Origin of the sequence: Archangium violaceum Cb vi76, assembly GCF_000733295.1 — a bacterium.
GTDB classification, from domain to species: domain Bacteria; phylum Myxococcota; class Myxococcia; order Myxococcales; family Myxococcaceae; genus Archangium; species Archangium violaceum.
On the sequence record NZ_JPMI01000394.1, the window covers coordinates 1 to 17,132 of the forward strand.

Annotated in this window: 11 protein-coding genes; 7 read left to right on the top strand and 4 right to left on the bottom strand. The window is 68.0% G+C overall.

Features of this window, described 5'->3' with window-relative positions:
• The 3 genes from Q664_RS48665 to Q664_RS48675 all read right to left on the bottom strand — a co-directional run.
• The coding region (locus tag Q664_RS48665; RefSeq protein WP_043413485.1) for a hypothetical protein at nucleotides 1-402 on the bottom strand (402 nt) is incomplete at its 3' end.
• Between the two features lie 108 nt (nucleotides 403-510).
• Complete coding sequence (locus Q664_RS48670; protein WP_043413488.1) at nucleotides 511-1,935, bottom strand: MBOAT family O-acyltransferase; 1,425 nt, start codon at nucleotides 1,933-1,935, stop codon at nucleotides 511-513.
• Between the two features lies 1 nt (nucleotide 1,936).
• Nucleotides 1,937-4,651: a GDSL-type esterase/lipase family protein gene (locus Q664_RS48675; protein ID WP_235217174.1), complete on the bottom strand. Its 2,715-nt coding sequence runs from the start codon at nucleotides 4,649-4,651 to the stop codon at nucleotides 1,937-1,939.
• 146 nt (nucleotides 4,652-4,797) lie between these two features.
• On the opposite strand from Q664_RS48675, the gene Q664_RS48680 reads away from it, so the two are divergent.
• The 6 genes from Q664_RS48680 to Q664_RS48710 all read left to right on the top strand — a co-directional run bounded on the left by Q664_RS48680 (nucleotide 4,798) and on the right by Q664_RS48710 (nucleotide 13,766).
• Nucleotides 4,798-5,862: a mannose-1-phosphate guanylyltransferase gene (locus Q664_RS48680; protein ID WP_043413490.1), complete on the top strand. Its 1,065-nt coding sequence runs from the start codon at nucleotides 4,798-4,800 to the stop codon at nucleotides 5,860-5,862.
• A 207-nt stretch (nucleotides 5,863-6,069) separates the two neighbouring features.
• Nucleotides 6,070-7,401, top strand: a complete 1,332-nt coding sequence (locus Q664_RS48685) for a pre-toxin TG domain-containing protein (protein WP_043413495.1) — start codon at nucleotides 6,070-6,072, stop codon at nucleotides 7,399-7,401.
• An 8-nt stretch (nucleotides 7,402-7,409) separates the two neighbouring features.
• Nucleotides 7,410-8,204, top strand: a complete 795-nt coding sequence (locus Q664_RS48690; protein WP_043413499.1) for a hypothetical protein — start codon at nucleotides 7,410-7,412, stop codon at nucleotides 8,202-8,204.
• Between the two features lie 324 nt (nucleotides 8,205-8,528).
• Nucleotides 8,529-10,250, top strand: coding sequence for a serine/threonine-protein kinase (locus Q664_RS48695; RefSeq protein WP_235217175.1), 1,722 nt, complete (start codon nucleotides 8,529-8,531; stop codon nucleotides 10,248-10,250).
• Nucleotides 10,251-10,380: 130 nt separating this feature from the next.
• Nucleotides 10,381-12,267, top strand: coding sequence for a CotH kinase family protein (locus Q664_RS48700; RefSeq protein ID WP_043413505.1), 1,887 nt, complete (start codon nucleotides 10,381-10,383; stop codon nucleotides 12,265-12,267).
• A 764-nt stretch (nucleotides 12,268-13,031) separates the two neighbouring features.
• Complete coding sequence (locus Q664_RS48710) at nucleotides 13,032-13,766, top strand: hypothetical protein (RefSeq protein WP_052519653.1); 735 nt, start codon at nucleotides 13,032-13,034, stop codon at nucleotides 13,764-13,766.
• A gap of 13 nt (nucleotides 13,767-13,779) precedes the next feature.
• On the opposite strand, the gene Q664_RS48715 is transcribed toward Q664_RS48710, so the two are convergent.
• Entirely contained in the window at nucleotides 13,780-15,882 is a 2,103-nt protein-coding gene (locus Q664_RS48715; RefSeq protein ID WP_200883881.1) for a S9 family peptidase, read from the bottom strand.
• 66 nt (nucleotides 15,883-15,948) lie between these two features.
• On the opposite strand from Q664_RS48715, the gene Q664_RS48720 reads away from it, so the two are divergent.
• The gene (locus tag Q664_RS48720; protein ID WP_043413510.1) at nucleotides 15,949-17,109 is read left to right on the top strand and encodes an LOG family protein; all 1,161 of its coding nucleotides are present in this window, start codon (nucleotides 15,949-15,951) and stop codon (nucleotides 17,107-17,109) included.
• Nucleotides 17,110-17,132 lie beyond the last annotated feature (23 nt).

Below are 17,132 nucleotides of genomic sequence, written 5' to 3' on the forward strand. Positions count from 1 at the left end.
CCCCTTTTCATAGAGCTGGGGACCGGCGAAGAAGCGCAGGAGGGTAAACCCCAAGAGCCCGCTCGCCCGTGCCGTCCAGTTCCGCAGGCGAGCCTGTTTCTCCAGAAGCGCGCCTAGGCGCTCGGCCACGTGATGCTCTGCATTGAGCAGGGCCGTTTTCGCGGGCTCCGGAGCGTCTTGGACGCGGCGGGTAATCTCCGGGAGCGCCCTGGGTCCAAATCCAACCAGTGAGTTCAGGAGGGCTTTCTGGAGATTGGTTCCGGCCGTGGGCAGGCAATCGAGGACATGGGGCAGTGTGGCCAGGGCCGACGGGCCAAGTGCCTCCAACTCCCGAGCCGCGGAAATCTGTTCCGCCGTGTCCCCCTCCTGGAGGATTTTCACCAACTCGTCCAGTCTCTTCACTCTGTCTCTCCACCCCAGCGCGGTCATGCACGGATCCAACCCGGAGTCCGTGGTACCCTCACCCCGTCCCTCTCCCGGAGGGCGAGGGAAAATTGGGGGGCAGGGAACTCAGAACTGGAAGTAGACGTACGGCCGCGTCTCGACGGACGTCAGGTGCCGCACGCCCAGGCCCACGAGCACCAGCACCACCGCGCGCACGGGCACCGGCATCCGCACGAACAGATCTCCCGCCTTGTGGAAGAGGCTCAGCGGCGTCACGTGGCTCACCGCCGCCACCGCCAGCATCGTCCACACCAGTGTGCTCACGTTGGCCAGGCCCAGGCTGCCCTCGAACAGGCGCAGGTACATCTCCCCCGCGTGCGCCAGGCTCGGCGAGCGGAAGACGATGCGCGTGAGCACCACCACGGTGAAGGTGGCCACCCAGCCGAGCCCCGCGCGCACCACCGCCATCTTGCCTTCCTTCGGCGGCTTGCCCGTCATCCACCACCACACACGGATGACGCACTCCATGGCGCCGTGCGCGAGGCCCCAGATGGCGAAACGCCAGTCCGCTCCGTGCCACAGGCCGCCCAGGCCCATCGTAATCATCAGGTTGAGCAGTGCGCGCGGCTTGGAGACGCGGTTGCCACCCAGCGGCCGGTAGAGGTAGTCGCGCAACCAGTTGGACAGACTGATGTGCCAGCGGGCCCAGAAGTCGAAGAGGTTCGTCGCCAGGTAGGGCCGGTTGAAGTTCTCCGCGAACTTGAAGCCGAAGAGCGCCGCCGTGCCGATGGCGATGTCCGAGTACGCCGAGAAGTCGAAGTAGAGCTCGAAGCTGTAGGCCACCGCCGCGATGAAGCACTCGGCCGACGTATAGGCCTCGGGTGAGGCGAAGACGGGGTCCACCAGGCCGGAGCCCAGCACGTCCGCGATGATGAGCTTCTTGGCCAGGCCCACGGCGATCCGGTACAGGCCGCGGCCTCCCTCCTCGGCCGTGAGCGACGGCGTGTCGTCGAAGCGCTCGATGAGGTGCGAGGCGCGGACGATGGGGCCGGCCACCAGGTGCGGGAAGAAGAGCAGGTAGAGCAGGTGCTCGAAGAACGAGTGCTCCTTCTCGATTTCGCCCCGGTACTGGTCCACCACGTAGCTGAGGGCCTGGAAGGTGAAGAAGGAGAGGCCCACCGGCAGCAGCAGCCCGAAGGGCTGGGTGCGCACGTGGATGCCCAGCGGCCCCAGCAGCGCCACCGCCGTCTCGCGGAACATGTCCGCGTACTTGAAGGTGCACAGCACCCCGAGCGTGCTGACGATGGACAACGTCAACAGCGCCTTGCGCACCCCGGCCGACTGCGAGCGCCGGAAGCCCTTGATGCACAGGTGGTTGATGCCGGTGGCCCCGAGGAAGAGCACCAGGGGCCACGGCGTCCACATCGAATAGAAGTAGACGCTCGCCACCATCAGCACGCCCAGGCGCGGCCACTTGTAGCGGTGCAGCGCCCAGTAGAGGCTGAAGGTGAGGGTGAGGAAGAAGAGGAACTGGAGGCTGTGGAAATACACGTCAGCCGCCCTCCGCGGCGAGCGCTGGCGGCTGGGTCTTGAAGACCTCGTAGGCCGCGAGCAGGTCGGAGAGGAACGAGCCCGCGAGCTTCTCGTAGCCCGCGGGTGTCAGGTGGATGCCGTCCGAGTGGCCCAGGCCCTCGCGCTGCCAGCGCAGCAGGCTCCAGTCCCCACCCATGGCCGCCCGGGGGGACCAGTACGCACAGCCCTGGGCGCGCGCCATCTCGGGGAGGGCCGTCACCACGCGGGCCAGGGCGGGCGCTTCCTCCCAGCTGCCGTCCGCGCCCTTCTGCATCCGGTCCGTGGTGCCGATGACGAGGCACTCGGCGCCGCCCGCGTCCTTGCGCAGCCGGGAGATGAGGGCGCCGTACTCGGTGCGGAGCTTCTCCGCATCCAGGTCTTGTTGGCCGCTCTCGTTGGTGCCGTACCAGAAGACGAGCAGCTGGGGCTTGCGCGAGGAGAGCTGCGCGGAGAGCGCCTGCGGGTCCATGCCGGCCAGCGTGGAGGCGGTGGAGCCCGGCAGGCCCACCGCGTCATAGGCGATGCCCTTCTGCTCCAGGTCCAGCGCCGCGCCGAGCACGGTGAGCGGGCCACCGCCCGGGTTGAGCACCTCGAGCTCGTGAGCCGGGCCGGTGACGGGGAAGGAGCGGACGCGCACCGTGGGCGCGGTGAAGGGCTCGGGCGGCGCGGGCTCGGGCGGCATGGCGCTGCCGTCCACCTTCACCTCCATGCGTCCGCTGCCGGGACCGTCCAGCCAATACAGCGAGAGCCGCGCGGGAGGCGTGGTGGCCGCGGTGCAGCCCTCGCAGAAGCGGATGCGCAGCGAGGCGCCCGGAGCGCCCACCGCCCGGGTGCCACCGAGGCCCCAGGCCTGTCCGGGAGTGGTGGCTTGCAGCGCGTCCTCCACCGTCCACTCGCCCGTCAGCTCGCGCGAGACGCCCGCGGGCTTCAGCCGCTCCGACGGCTTGCCCGCGGAGATGAAGCCGCGCCCGGCGTCGCCGAAACGCTTCGCCAGCGCGTTGCGCATCGCGTCCGTGAAGTAGTGCGAGGCCGTGTGCGAGGCGCCAATCTGGAGGATGCCCAGCCGCGCGTCCTCGCCCTTCTCCAGCTTGCTCAGGCGGCGGAAGGTGGCGGTGAGGGACTTCTCGCCGTTCTGCAGGCCCGAGGGCTCGGCGGCGATGCGGGGCGGGCTGCTCGCGGCGTAGGCGCGCTGGATGGCCAGGTCGAAGAGGTGGCCCAGCAGGTCCGAGCCCCGGGCGCGCGGGTGGATGAGGTCCTGGTTGAGCAGGCCCGCCGACAGCCAGCGGATGGCGGCGCCCTCTCCGCCCATGGCCTCGAGCGCGTCCCACCAGGCGCAGCCGCCCTCCTTCGCCGCGTCGCGGAAGATGTCCGCCACCATGCGCGAGCCCCGGCGAGGGACCAGCTCCCCGCCCATGGTGCGCACGGCCGCGTCGATGGGAGACCAGACGAGGCACGCGGCATCCGGCACGGACTCGCGCACCCGCTTCACCAGCTGCTCGGCCTCCTGTTTGATTTCCTCGGGCTTCGTCCAGTCGCGCGAGAGGCGGAAGGCCTCGTTGCCGCCGAACATGAGCACCACCAGCGAGGGCTTGCGCTGGCGCATCTGCGCGCGGAAGTAGGGCGGGTGGGTGCGCAGGAACACGCCCGCGTAGGCGCCCGGCAGGCCGAGGGTGTCGTACACCACGCCCGGCTCGCCGTTCTCCAGCGACACGCCGTGCAGCTCCACCTTGCCGCGCGTCTTGAGCGTCAGCGTCTTGGCGCCCTCGGGCAGCTTCACCCGGGCGTTGGCCACCTCGGCCGGAGTCCAGCGCGTCTGCAGACGCTGCAGTTGCTTTCCGTCGACGAGCACCTGCACGGAGCCACCCATGGGCTGGGCCAGGAAGAAGATTTCGGCCGTGCGCGCGTCCCCGATGTCGAAGCGCACGTCCTGAGAGCCCTTGGCGCTCGCGGTGAAGGCCACGCCGGTGAAGGGGAGCCGGTCCCGGGGCGGCGAGCGGTCGATGACGCGGATGAACTCCCAGCCCTCGGAGGCCTGGCCGGCGCGCACCCCGCGGCCGGAGCGGGTGGGGCGGTCGATGTAGAGGAAGCCCTTGCCGCCCGAGCCGTGGCGCTCCTGCAACCGCTCGCGCACCACGTCGTTGATGTGGTCCGAGGCGATGAGCGAGTCACCCAGGTGCTCCACGCGCACGGGCGTGGTGCGGCTGCCGTTGTGCAGCGCGCGCAGGGCCTTGAAGAAGGGCTCCAGCCCACTCTCCTCGCACCCGGAGGCGCCCATGCGGCGGCAGCCCGGGTCGAGGTCCACGTGCTTGGAGCCCATCTTCTCGCGCAGGGCCTCCATGCGCGTGGCCTTGGTGAGCGTGGCGGGGCCCAGGTTCGCCAGTCCCAGCGTGTCGGAGGCGTCGGCGACGACGGGTGGGGGAGCCGGCGTACCGCCGTCGGAACCGGAGGCGGTGTCGGCCTCGACGAGCTCGGTCTCCTCTTCCTCCTCGGGGAGCTCGGGCACCTCGGGGGCGGGGCCGGTGTCGGGCTCGACGCCGATGGCCTTGCGCTTGGCGGCGGCGCTGGAGGTGGTGACGAGCGCGATGAGTTGCGGCACCACCGGCCCCTGGGAGAGGCTGGGGATGGGCCGCCACGCCTCGGGGAGCGGGGCGAGCGACAGCCCTACCGCGAGCGCCAGGGTGAGGGCGAGCGTCAAACCGACCGATGTGTGCTTGGACTCCAACGCGCCCGGCATGAGACTGGCTTTTCGGGGCGGGGTCAAAACTCCTGCCGACGTTCGTGGGGTAGCCGGGCGAGCGAGCCCCTGGCGAGCGACGGGCAAAACGCTATGGTGCGCCGCCCATGACCCTCCATCCCGTCATCATGGCCGGCGGCTCTGGTACCCGCTTCTGGCCCCTGTCGCGCAAGGCGCGTCCCAAGCAGTTCCTTCCCCTGGCCTCGAAGAACCCGCTCATCACCGACACCGCCGTCCGGCTCAAGGGCCTGGCGTCGGTGAAGGACACCCTCATCGTCTGCGGTCCCCTGCACGCGAAGCAGGCGGCGAAGCTGGTGAAGGGCCTGCCCAAGAAGAACCTCCTGGTGGAGCCGGTGGCGCGCAACACGGCGCCGGCCATCGCCCTGGCGGCGGTGCAGGTGGCGGCGAAGGATCCGGAGGGCATCCTGGTGGTGTTGCCCTCGGACCACCACGTGGCGGACGTGGCCGGCTTCAAGAAGACCATCGCCGAGGCGGCGCGGGTGGCGGCGAAGGGCCACCTCGTCACGCTGGGCATCAAGCCGAACCGTCCGGAGACGGGCTACGGCTACATCCAGGTGGGTGACGGGTTGGAGGGCGGGGGCCGGCAGGTGAAGGCCTTCCGCGAGAAGCCGGACACGGAGACGGCGAAGCGCTACGTGGAGTCGGGCGAGTACCTGTGGAACGCGGGCATCTTCGTCTTCCGGGCGGACGTCATCCTGGAGGCCTTCGCCAAGCACATGCCGGAGATGCAGAAGGGGCTGGACGCGCTGCGCAAGGCGGCTGGCAAGCGCACCTTCCCGGCGGTGCTCAAGCGCGTGTTCCCGAAGCTGCCCTCCATCTCCATCGACTATGGGGTGATGGAGAAGGCGGGCAACATCGCGGTGCTGCCGGGAGACTTCGGCTGGAGCGACGTGGGCTCCTTCGCGGCGATCCCCGAGGTGTGGCCCGCGGACGAGCACGGCAACGTCATCTCGGGTGGCGAGGCGGTGGTGGTGGACTGCAAGGGCTGCGTGGTGCTGGCCGACAAGCGTCCGCTGACGGTGGTGGGCCTCACGGACATGGTGGTGGTGGACTCGGGCGACGCGGTGCTGGTGGTGCCCAAGGACAAGAGCCAGGACGTGCGCAAGGTGGTCGAGGCCCTCAAGGCCCGCAAGCGCGAGAAGTACCTGTAGGCCGTGGTCATGCGCGGGAGACGGGACGCACCTGGGTGGAGATGGGCGAGCGTCCTGCTGCTCCTGCTGCTGGCCTGCGCGGGGCCTCGAGCCGGATGGGCCTCGCGCACCCGTGTGTGGGCCCTGTCCTCCGCTCCGGGGCCTGCCGTTGGCGGTGACCGGGGCCGCCCTTTGCTGCCCGCGCCGCGAGCCTCCTCCCCTGGCTTCATGAGCCCCGAGGAGGAGGAAGCACGCTGGAAGGCGGTGGAGGAGAAGCTGGAGGAGTACCTGCAGTGGGGAATGCGTCTGATGGAGACGCATGCCACGCACCTGCGGCGCATCGCTCCCGGCCACCTCCTCACCGAGCATCCACTGCGCGAGAAGTCCCTGGATGCGCTCGTCCGGGCCACGCTCGCCTGGGCCTACAGCCATACGCAGGACCCGGACTTCTTGCGGCGAAGCCCCTCGGAAGTCGCGCTCTACCTGCTGGCCAGCCGCTCCGCCCTGGCCACCGCCATCGAGCTGGGCAAGAGGGCTCCTCCTCACCTCGACTACACGCCGCCGCCCGGGGATGTGTACACGGCGGAGGAACTGGTGGTGGAGCTGGCCGTTGGCCTCACGCCCATCCTGGGAGAGGTGACGGACCTGTCGGCGGCCATGTCTGGCTACAGCCTCACCGGACATCCGCTCAGCAATCCCGAGCGCTTCATCCATCTGCTGGGGGTGTTGTTGCCGTTCACCAACGGCAAGTTGCTGAAGCAGGGCGGGGAGGCCGCGGTGCAACGGGTGGCGCTCGTCACCGGCAGGAGTCTGGACGAGGTGCGTGCGCTCTCCCGTGTGGCCTCGCACCTGAGCTCCGATGATGTGAAGGAGATCGAGCGCGTCCTCCAGCGGGCCGCGGACAGGGGCGGAACGCTGACCGACGTGGAACTGGCCTTCCTCCAGCGGGTGGCCGGGACGCTGGAGCAGCCCCTGCGCATGGCCGTGAATGCGCTGGGACATGGGCAGGTGTTGCCCGTGCTGGGGATGCGCACGCTGCCGGATGGGACGCGGCTGTTCCCCGGGACGCCCCAACACATGGCCCAGTGCTGGGTGGATTACCAGTTCCGACACCCGCGCAAGTACCGGAGCTTCTCTTCAGCCGTGGACCCCGAGTGGGAGCGGCTCTACCGCTCCATCCTCGCGAACAAGCAGGCGGGTAACGTCTTCGAGGACGGCATTCTCAAGGCGGAGGGCTACGTGAAGAACACGGCGGTGATGATGCCTCCACCGGGCAAGGGAGCCGTGGGCTTCATCCCGGACTCCGTGCGCGGCAATCCCAGCGAGATGGTGTGGGGCCAGCCCTACGAGTTCATCGAGGCGAAGGGCCGCCAGGAGCTGGCTCACTCGGGGAATCTCAAGGCCATGCTCGATTACGTGGCGATATACGGAGGGCACGTCGAGCTATGGGTTCGTTCCGCGAAGCATCCCGCAGGTGGGACACATTTGACCAGGCAGCTTCTCGACGCCATCAAGGAGCTTGCTCGTGACGGCAAGGCCACTGTGAAGTATTCACCTTGAGGTTCGCCATGCCTCGCCTGCGCTATCTCACGACCCACATCAACCTTCCGCCGGGTCGCCCGCCGGCTACGGTGATCCGGGCGTGTCTTCAACTCGTCTTCGAGAAGTACCGGTGGTTCGCACCCACGCGTTATGGGTTTTTCGCTACCTGGAATCAGAAGCTCGATCCCAACCATATCGATTACGACGCGCTCACCGAGACCTACGAGGAGTATCAATCCCTTTGCATCGCTGCCCGGACGGACAGCGATTTCATCCGGTTCGCCCCCGCGCGCGATGATTCCCGGCCCTATGCCTACAATGGGAGAATCACCTGGGAGGCCTCCGCGAAGTTGGTATCCAAGCCCGCCTGGCGTGCAGCCCATGTCGTGCAGGTGGCCGAAATCATGCGCCTGGTGAACTCCCCTCTGGCGGAGGCCTCCTTGGACGAGGACGTCGAGCGCAAGACCTGGCGTCAAGTCCCCGCCGAGAACGGTCACGGCTCCATCGGAACTTTCACCGTGCGCAACTACAGCGGGGGCCTCTCCGGCCTCTTCTGGCGCAGTTTCTTCGGCCCTCCGTTCGTGCGCATGTTCGGCGAACGCCTCGCTTCACTGCCCGAGGACTGCCGCAAGCCGCTCGGTGAGGAGCTCGTCCTCGTCCAGCCCTACGAGCTACCCACCGACTCCGGTACCGAGCAGGGCGATGCGCGGGAGCGCGAGTTGATTGAACAGCTCGGGCCCGGGTGCTTCTACGACCACGCGCACCACACGCCTCCCACCCGCCTGCCTGCCCTCGAGTCCCTCTCCAACGTCATCCATTGAAACCCGGTCCCGAAGCCCCTCGCCTCACTCTCCTCACTCGAGAGTGAAGAGGGACTCCCGTTCTTTCAGGGCCGCGTTTGCAGGAATTACCGGACGACTCCGTCTTTCCAACCGCGCGCCACGGTACTTCCAGCGCTTGTCGCGTTGATTGCGTGACGAATCAAGGGTGCATGCAGGTTGCAACACTCCAGGAGGCGCAGCCGTTCAGGCGAGCGCCGCTGGGGGGCGGCGATGGGTTGCAACCACTGCTTCAATGATCATCCAACGACTGTTTCATGCATCCGGCCCGAGGCTCCTCCGTGTGACGGCGAGGCGCTGTCCGGGATGGGTTACGGGCCCCTCGTCCTCGTGCGCAAGCTGGGCACCGGGGCGCTCGGGACCGTGTACCTCGCCGAGCACCCCTCCAGCGGTGCGCACTTCGCGCTGAAGGTGCTTCACCCGCACCTGGCCAGCAATCCCGCGGTGCTCGCCCGCTTCTACGCGGAGGCCCGCTCCGCCCAGCACATCATCCATCCGAACGTGGCCCGGGTGCTCGACGTGCGCCAGGCGCCCAACGGCCACCACTGCCTCCTCATGGAGTACGTCAGTGGCACGGCCCTGTCGCAACTGCCGCTGCCGCTGCCCTCCGCCGAGGTCGTGTTCCTCCTCTCGCAGGTGCTCGAGGGACTGGAAGCGGCGCACGCGTGCGGTGTCGTCCACCGCGACGTCAAGCCGGAGAACCTCATCCTCACCACCGGCCGCGATGGTGAGCGGCGCGTGAAGCTGCTCGACTTCGGCATGTCCGCCACCCTGGCCGCCGCCTTCTCCGAGGAGGAGCTCGCCGCGGGCATGGTCGTGGGCAGCCCGGGCTACCTCGCGCCCGAGCTGTGGGTGCGCGCCGAGCCGGATGGCCGCGCGGACCTGTATGCGCTCGCGGTGCTGGGCTACCGGCTGCTCACCGGACGGTTGCCCTTCGGCGGCGGCGGGCGCATGGGCGAGATGCTCCTCGTCCACAAGCCCACGAAGCCGTTGCCGCCACACATCCTCGAGTCGCGCGTGCCGCCGGCGCTGTCCGCGGTGTTGATGCAGGCCATGTCCCTGCGTCCGGACGAGCGCTTCCCCACCGCCCGCGCCTTCCGCTCCGCCCTGCGCGAGGCCATGCGGCGGCCCGCCTTCGGTTGTCTGGCGCCGCCCGCCTTCCACGTGCGGGTCGAGGACCCCGAGGGCAGGGGGCTTCAGCCGGTGTTCGTGAACGACGTGAGCCAGGAGGGGCTGCGCATCGCCTGGGACGGGCCGCTGCCGCGGCTCGGGGCCCGCATCGAGGTGGAGCTCTCGCTCAATGGCTGGGTGCTCGCCTGCGCCTGCGACGTGGTGCGCCTGCTTCCCGCGGAGGAGGCGCGCACCTGGGGCGGCCGCCAGGGCTACATCCTCCAGTTCTCCGAGCCCTCGGACGACGTGCGCCGGCTGATCGCCCAGGCGCTGGCCCCGCCTCCCGCGGAGCCCACGCCGGATCCGGAGCTCGCCCAACTGTTGTCGCGTGCCGCCACGTGCAGCCAGGATCCGTACACCCTGCTGGCCGTCCACCCGCATGCGGACTTCGCCGAGGTGATGCGGCGCGTGGTCCAGGCCGAGCGCCGGCTGGAGCCCTTCTGGCAGCGGCCCCTGCCGGCCGGACAGCGCCAGGCGCTCGCGGCCCTCCGGGAGAAGGTGGACACCGCCCGGAAGACGCTCGGCGAGCCTCTGTCCCGCGCACGCTTCGATGCCTCGCGAGGCAACTTCTACGGCGTGGCCCGCTGCATCGCCGCCGGAGTGCAACTGAATGCCGTGGAGCGTCTGCGCCAGGCCTTCCTCGCGGCCCGTCCGGACGCCGAGTCCCGCGCGCGTGCGATCTTCGATGAGGGAATCCTCCTGGAGGCGCAGAACGTGCTCGATGGCGCACTGGCGCGCTACGCCGAGGCGCTCCGCGTGGATCCGCTCAACGTCTCGCTGCACCGGTACTACCAATCGCTCATCCAGCGCATGCGCATGGAGGCGAGGGAACCGGCGCGCCCCTCCGCGTCTCCGTGAGTGCTCTCCAGAGCCTGTGTTCCACCCGCCCTGGGTAGTTCGCTTCCCAGGTCCCGCCCGCGGGCTGCCCTGATTGCTGTCGCGGACAGGACTCCGACCCTGGCGCATCACTTGCTCTGGGGTGGAGTGCATGAGAATCGCGCTGCTCACCGGACTTCTCTTCCTCCTGGGCGCCTGTGGCTCGACCGAGCCCTCACCTGATGCGCGCAAGGACCCCACCGGCATCATCGATACCGGGGAGCCCGACGCCGGACGGCCCGACGCCGGGGCGCCGGACGCGGGCCTCCCCGATGCGGGCACTCCACCGGATGCGGGAGTGCCGGATGCCGGGACACCACCGGACGCGGGCACTCCGGACGGGGGAAGCCAGACGGGCTCGAGGCCCTCGCCCACGAGTCCCCGGTGGCCGACGCTGCAGACGTCCATCTCCACCTACGCGCTGACGTTGTCGCAGCGGGACTACGATGCCCTGTGGGCTCACATTCCGGATCCTCCGTCACAGAAGTTCCAGGTGGAGGGCCGCTTCACCCACGAGGGCCGCGAGTACCCGGCGTTGCTGAGCTTCCGCGGGCGCTCCACGAAGACGGACGCGCGCGTCGTGAAGAAGTCCTGGGACGTGCGTTTCGAGCAGAAGGAGGCGCGCTTCGAGGGGAAGAAGAACATCGAGCTGCTGGCGACGTGGAAGGACGGCGGCTACCTCACCGAGAAGCTCTGGTACGACCTGGCGGCGAGCGTGGGCCTGCGCGTGCCTCGGGCGCGCTACGTCCACGTGACGCTGCACCTCGTCCAGGACAATGGGCGCGTCCTCACGAAGTACGAGGGCGTCTTCACCGAGCTGGAGTCCATCAACAAGGACTTCCTCGAGGCCCACGACTTCGATGACGACGGAGACCTCTACCGCTGCGGCATGCACGACTGCGAGATGCGCCAGCCTCCGCAGGAGCAGTACCAGGAGCGCTGGGACAAGAAGACGAACGAGAAGGAGCCGTGGGACCGGCTGTGGAGCTTCCTCGAGGGCATCAACCGCACGCCGCCGCACCAATTCGCCGCCTTCGCCCAGCAGCGGCTGGAGCTGGAGGACTACCTCACCTGGCTGGCGTTGGAGACGTTCATCAACAATGACCTGCAGGGCGATTCGCGCAGCTATCTCATCTACGACCGCGAGATGGGGAAGTGGACGTATGTACCGTGGGACCTGAACAACGCGCTGTCGCTCTACAACCGCACCAATCCCGAGCGCCAGGGCGTGAAGGAGGATCATCCGCTCTTCAGCTTCACCGCCTACGATCCGCACGTGTACGAGCTGGCCGATTTCCGCCGGACCTTCCCGGACATGCAGGACATGAAGCCCGCATGGAGCACGCTCTCCACGCGCATCTACGATGATCCAGGCCTGCGGGCCCGGTACGTGGAGCGGTTGCGCAAGCTGCTCGACACGTGGTTCGCCGAGGAGAACATCGGTCCGCGCGTGGACGCCATGCACGAGCTGCTCGCTCCGTTCATCGTGCCCGGGCCGGACGGCAAGACGGTGGACCCGTACGTCAGTCCTCCCCACGTCGCGCGCAGCTCCGAGCACCTCCACCGTTTCGTGCGTGAGCGCCGCAAGTGGCTGCTCCAGCACATCCATGACATCGAGTCGCTCGGGAGTGGAGTGCTGGTCATCGACCGGGTGGGCCGGGATGCGGCGGGCGCCTTCTGGGTGCAGCTCTACAACCGGGGCTCCGCGCCGGTGTCGGTGGGAGGCTTGTACCTCTCGGGCTTCACGCGGGTGCCCGGACAGTGGACGCTGCCCGCACTCACCGTCGCGCCCGGACAGGTTGTCACCTTCCGCCAGGGGGCGGCGGGGACGGCGCACCTGGGCGCGACGATCGACCCACAGGGACCCGAGGTGTCGCTCTTCGCGGCGGATGGGAAGTCGGCCATGGATCTGCTCTGGCTGGCGCCGCTGAAGCCGGGCGAGGCCTATGGACGCCAGCCTCGCGGCGCCGAGTCCTTCGGCCCTCAGTCCGGACCGTAAAGCCGTCCGGGGGAAAGCGGTGGCCGGTGCTACCCGGCCGTGGTAGTGGCCTCCACGCCGATGATGGGCGGCTACTCCACATGAGCATCCAGATCACAGCACTTCAGAGGCTCGTCGCATCGAGCCTCAGCCTTCTCCTTGTCTCTTGCGGTGTGACCCGGCCCATGAACCCAGTACCAGGGCCAGTGGGCCCTGAGACTCTGTCCAGATACGTACTCGTCATCCAGGAGGCACCGGACGGGCAGGTAACGCACTCCTGGAGTCCAACATCCAGTTTCGAGCTGCCAGAATACTCGAATACTCGAGTGCGGCGAGTAGCGCTGACCTCGACGGCATGGTCGTGCTCGCGGGCCGGCGTTCTGGCAACCGCGTGACGGGCGATAAATGTCAGGCTGTTTATGAAAAGTGCTGGGAGTTGTGCATGAGGAGCTCAATTCCCCCAGACTGGGAGCATTACATCGCCTAGTACGGCGAGAAGCTGGGGAAGGTCAGATACTGCGTGACACATGCGCGGCACAGCGGAACGCTTGTTGGGATGAAGTCAAACGCAAGGGCGCACGCGTTCACAGGTTCGTCTCCATTGATGCCGCCGTCGAGTGGGTGAAGCGCCACAGGACAGAACTCCTGGCCGGTTCCGTCATTGTCATCGCTGGGGTGGCTTTCGCCGTGGCCTTCTCGGGCGGAGGCGTCATCATCCTCGCGCCCTTTCTCTTCGTCGCATCCTCCGGCGCTCTCTCGGCGCCTGATTTCGAGGAGTCCATCCCATGATCATCGAATGCTTTCCGGGCGACGCGATGCCGCTGCTCGGCAGATATCAGGAGGACGGTCTGTCCGAGGAGGAACGCGGGCTCCTCGATGTTGCGAATGGCGCGGTTGCCTTCATCTACTTCACTGGCCAGCTCTATCGCTTCGACGAATTCCGCACGAGCAGACCCTCCGGCCATCCACCTGTTCCTTCGTTTGTTCAGGTCCTAGAACTCCTCGAACGCATCCGAAGGGAGTCCTCCTCCGTCGAGGAGAAGGAGATTCTCCTCGCGGTCATGGACGCACTCGCGTTCATCGAGGTCTCCGGCCAGAAGAGGGGACTTGAAGAGTATCCTCGCTACTGGGAGACCGACACCCTCCCGCCCGTTATCGCTGCCTTCAAAACGGATTCCGAAGCGGAGACATGGCTGGATGAGCAACTTGTTCCACCTTATGGGGCCAGGGTGTTGATCGGGAACCAGTACCACTCCGTCAAGCGGAGCCGCGAGCGGAGGGAGCCTGGCTTTCTTCCGATTCCGACCCTTGAGGAGTTCATCGGAAGTCATCTGGAGGAGGGCCTGCCCCCAGCTGTGGCCGCATTCGATACGCAAGCAGATGCGGAGTCATGGCTCGCGAATACGCCACCCTCCACCAGGCACGCCTTCATCACCATCGGAGGCAAGCCTCACCTGGCGGTGTGTCAGGAGAACGTGAATCATCGAGCCCTCTATCCGCTCATGCAGGCTGAGCAGTAGCTGCTGAATCCTGTCAGCGCTCCATCCCCAGCTGCGTGAGGACGAAGGCGAAGGTGAAGGCCGTCTCGCGCAGCTGGTCGTAGCGGCTGGAGGCGCCCGTGTGTCCCGCGGCCATGTCCATCTGGAGGAGCACGGGACGGGAGCCCGTCTTGTGGGCCCGCAGCCGGGCCACCCATTTGGCGGACCCCCAGTACATCACCTGGCTGTCGTTCAGCGCCGCCATCACCAGGAGCGCCGGATAGGCCTGTGCCTTCACGTTGGTATAGGGGCAGTACTGTCTGATGTATGCATAATCCTCGGGCCGCGTGGGGTTGCCCCATTCCTCGTATTCGGGGACGGTGAGCGGCAGTGACGGGTCGAGCATCGTGGTGAGCACGTCCACGAAGGGCGCGTGCACGAGGGCCACCCGGAAGAGGTCCGGGCGCAGGTTGAGCACGGCCCCCACGAGCAACCCTCCGGCGCTGCCGCCCCAGATGGCCAGCCGCTCCCTCGAGGTGTAGCCCTGGGCGATGAGCGCCTCGGCCACCGAGATGAAGTCGGTGAAGGTGTTCATCTTCCGGTGCAGGCGGCCACTGTCGTGCCAGGCCTCGCCCAGTTCCCCGCCGCCGCGCACGTGGGCGGTGGCCACCACCATTCCCCGGTCGAGCATGGACAGGTCATTAGCGAAGAAGCCCAGGGAGGGCGTGGCTCCGTAGGCGCCGTATCCCTTGAGGTACATGGGCGCGCTGCCGTCCTTCTTCAAATCCTTGCGGTAGACGAGGCTGACCGGGATGCGCGTGCCGTCCGCCGCCGTCACGTGCAGGCGCTCCGTGGTGTAGCGCGAGGGCTCGTACCCTCCGAGGACCGTCTCCTGCTTGAGAAGTACCCGCTCGCGCGTCGCCATGTCGTAGTCGAAGGTCGAGGCCGGCGTGATGGGGGACTCGTAGCGGAAGCGCAGGCTCCGGGTGTTCCATTCCTCGTTCTGGGCGAACTCCACCTCGTACACCTGCTCGGGCATGGCCACCCGGTGGCGCTCCCCCGAGGCGAGGTCGGTCACCGTCAGGTGCTCCAGGCCTCCCTCGCGCTCGCGGGTGACGAGGTGGTTGGAGAAGACCTCCAACTGCACGACCATCACCGTGTCGCGATGGGGCAGGAACTCCTTCCAGTTCTCTGGCCCGGGAGCGTTCACCGGGGCGGTGACGAGCCGGAAGTTGGGGGCTCCGGCGTTGGTGCGGATGTAGAAGAGCCCGTCCCGGTGGTCCACGGAGTATTTGTGGCCCTGCTCGCGAGGCGCCACCACGCGGGGTTGAGCATCGGGGGCGTGAGCAGGCAGCACCCGCACCTCGCTCGTGTCGCGGCTGCGGCTCTGGATGATGAAGTATTCGCGCGAGCGCGAGCGCCACAGGTTCACGTTGAATCGCTCATCGGTGTCCTCGTGGACGAGGGTGTCCCGCTCCTCGCCGAGCACATGGCGCCAGAGCTGGTGGGAGCGTTTCGCCGCGTTCTCGGTGGTGTAGAGGAGGGTGCGGTTGTCGGCGGCCCAGGCCACGTCATCGACGTGCTCGCGCCGCTCGGGCAGGAGCACGCCGGAGCGCAGGTCCTTGATGTAGAGCGTGTAATCGCGCGCTCCGCTGGTATCGGCGGAGAAGGCCAGCCGCTGGCCATCGTCACTGACCTGGAACTCCTTGAGCTTGAAGTAGCGGTGCCCCTCGGCGAGCACGTTGAGATCGAGCAGCACCTCCTCGGGGCTGCCGGGGCTGGCATGCCTGCGGCAGTGGATGGCGTAGGACCTTCCCTGTTCCGAGCGCGAGTAATAGAGGTAGCCATCCTTGGAGTAGGGGACGCTGGCATCCGTCTGCTGGATGCGCCCGAGCATCTCCTGGTAGAGCCGCTCCTGGAGGTTCGCGGTGGGTTGCATGAAGGCCCGGGCATGGGCCGACTCGGCCTCGAGGTAGGTGCGCACCTCGGGGTTGTCCTTCTCGTGCAGCCAGAAGTACTCATCCTGGCGCGTGTCGCCGTGCAGGGTGATGACGTGGGGCTGTTGCCGGGCAACGGGTGGCGTGGGACGCGGGACCGTCGCGCAGGCGAGCGTGAGCAGCAGAGTGATCGGAACCCAGACGGAGAGCATTCTCGGCATGGTTCGAGTCTGCCAGACGCTCGGACTTGCTATGTTCGAAGCCCCCTTCATCTTCGGGAGTTCCTCGTGGTCGAGATTGAAACCCTGGCGGCATTCGAGCAGCACCTGTCGGGCGGCAAGAGCCTCGCCAACGTCATCCTTCAAGGGCTGGACCTGACGAAACAGTCACGGGTGCTGCTGGGTGCGGACCTCACGGGCACCGTCTTCCTGGGCTGCCAGCTCGAGACGCAGGCGCTGCAGGCCGTGATTGCCCACGGGGCCATGGTCTTCCCTCCCTTCTCGGGGCTGCCCTACTCGCCCTACCGGGGCGGCCTCTACTCTCCCGAGGAGCTGTACGCGGGCTTCGACCCCGCGCGTCCCGAGAGCTACGCCGACACGCCCGACGCCCGCATCTACGCCCACTGGAACTCGCGCGGAGCGGCCAACTCCCCCTCGCTGCTGGAGACGCTGGCGCAGCGGCTCCACGACCATGCCGTCACCGATGCCATGGAGGAGGTGCTCGCGCAGCACAGCCAGGGCCGGCCGCGCAGGGTGGTGGCCATCATGGGCGGCCACTCCATGCTCCGGGGTCAGCCAGACTACCGGGCGGTCGCGGAGCTGGCCCGCGAGCTGGCGCGCCTCGGCTTCTTCCTGGTGAGCGGTGGCGGGCCGGGCGCCATGGAGGCCACGCACGTGGGCGCCTGGTTCGCCCGCCGCACAGACGCCGAGCTGTCGGCCGCCCTCGAGCTCCTCGCCAAGGCCCCGAGCTACAGGGACCGCGAGTGGCTCTCGCGGGCCTTCGAGGTGCGCGCCACCTGGCCCCTCCGTGACGCGGACCGTGTCGTCAGCGAGAGCCTGGGCATCCCCACCTGGCACTATGGCCACGAGCCGCCCAATCCCTTCGCCACGCACATCGCCAAGTACTTCGCCAACAGCGTGCGAGAGGAGGGTCTGCTCACCATCGCCAGGGGCGGCGTCATCTACTCTCCGGGCAGCGCCGGCACCATCCAGGAGATCTTCCAGGACGCCTGCCAGAACCACTACAACACCGTGGGCGTCATCAGCCCGATGATCTTCCTGGGCCAGGACTTCTGGACGCGCACGCGGCCCGTCTACCCCGTCCTGGAGCACCTCGCCCGGGGCCATGACTACGCGCGCTACCTGCTGCTCACCGACTCCCGCGAGCGCATCATCCAGGCCCTCGTGGACTTCGATCGCGAGCAGGAGTCCCGCGAGCGCGCCGGTTAGGGAGTTCCCGTAGGCTGAAGCCA

Excerpts from the sequence above, each read along its gene's own strand:
- Q664_RS48710 (WP_052519653.1), top strand. The coding sequence starts at position 13,032 with ATGATCATCGAATGCTTTCCGGGCGACGCGATGCCGCTGCTCGGCAGA.
- Q664_RS48680 (WP_043413490.1), top strand. The coding sequence starts at position 4,798 with ATGACCCTCCATCCCGTCATCATGGCCGGCGGCTCTGGTACCCGCTTC.
- Q664_RS48700 (WP_043413505.1), top strand. The coding sequence starts at position 10,381 with ATGAGAATCGCGCTGCTCACCGGACTTCTCTTCCTCCTGGGCGCCTGT.
- Q664_RS48695 (WP_235217175.1), top strand. The coding sequence starts at position 8,529 with ATGGGTTACGGGCCCCTCGTCCTCGTGCGCAAGCTGGGCACCGGGGCG.
- Q664_RS48715 (WP_200883881.1), bottom strand. The coding sequence starts at position 15,882 with ATGCCGAGAATGCTCTCCGTCTGGGTTCCGATCACTCTGCTGCTCACG.
- Q664_RS48685 (WP_043413495.1), top strand. The coding sequence starts at position 6,070 with ATGAGCCCCGAGGAGGAGGAAGCACGCTGGAAGGCGGTGGAGGAGAAG.
- Q664_RS48690 (WP_043413499.1), top strand. The coding sequence starts at position 7,410 with ATGCCTCGCCTGCGCTATCTCACGACCCACATCAACCTTCCGCCGGGT.